The following is a 940-nucleotide window of genomic DNA, read 5'->3' as shown; positions in this document are numbered from 1 at the left end:
CGGCTCCATTGAATCACTAGGCGGCGTCGGGGTAGGTCGGTAAATCAAAGGAGTTGAAGCGGGTGAGTAGCGGTTTGCATGAACCTTACTTCCCGCTTCACAGAGGAGATGGTGTCGCTGGCCAAAAGTTATTGCGACAATCCGGATGAAGCTGCCGCCCCGGAAGGCGGCGGCAGCTTCGCAGAATACGCGATGATTTCCATCCACGGGCTGCGGATTTTCCTCGATGAGACTTACGAGATGATCATAGATCGGCTGGAGGTGATGCCGCCAATTTTGGAGATCATCGGCCTTGAGCCCGATGATCTCCCGCACCCGTCAACGGTGAATAAGTGGCTTGATAGAATCGTGATGCAGGTCTGGCGAGTGCTGCTGCGCCACTCGGCGCAGCTGCACGACCCTTCGCCCCACGTCGCTGTTGACGCAACCTACTACGAACGATCACCGGCAAGCAAGCACTACTGCGACCGCACGAACTACCGCGTTCAGACTGTTGAAGCGACGAAACTTGTCGATACTGAAACGCAAGCGATCTTAGATGTGCATTGTACGACAACCCGGGAAGGAAGTGACGCAGACGTGTGTGCGCAACTCGCCCGCCGGTACGCGGGCGAGTTGCAAACCCTCGCCGCGGACAGAGGCTATGACAGCCAGTCACTGCGTGAAACTCTCCGAGATATGGGCATACGTCCGCTCGTGAAACACCGCGTCTTCGCACCATATGACCACGCGCACAATGCACGAATCGAGGACGAACTCTACAATCAGCGCTCAATGACCGAGACAGTGAACTCCTCGGTCAAGCGCTCGTACGGCTCCGCCGTCCGAGCGCGTGAATGGTATCGTGAGTTCCGTGAAATTGTCCTGATGTGTATGGTCTACAACATCAAACAGTACGTGACCGCCTGATTCCAACGCCGTATGGCGATTCAATGGAGCC

The 940-nt window shown here is 56.3% G+C and carries 1 protein-coding gene; it reads left to right on the top strand.

What is annotated here, in order from left to right; all coding sequences use genetic code 11:
- Positions 1-78 precede the first annotated feature (78 nt).
- Positions 79-909 carry an IS5 family transposase gene (locus C437_RS04655; protein WP_049919608.1) on the top strand — a complete coding sequence of 277 codons (831 nt, stop codon included), beginning with the start codon at positions 79-81 and terminating at the stop codon, positions 907-909.
- Positions 910-940 lie beyond the last annotated feature (31 nt).

The sequence above is a fragment of the Haloarcula vallismortis ATCC 29715 genome, assembly GCF_000337775.1.
GTDB lineage: Archaea > Halobacteriota > Halobacteria > Halobacteriales > Haloarculaceae > Haloarcula > Haloarcula vallismortis.
The sequence above is the reverse complement of the archived record's forward strand: the minus strand, read 5'-3'. Positions and strand labels throughout refer to the sequence as shown.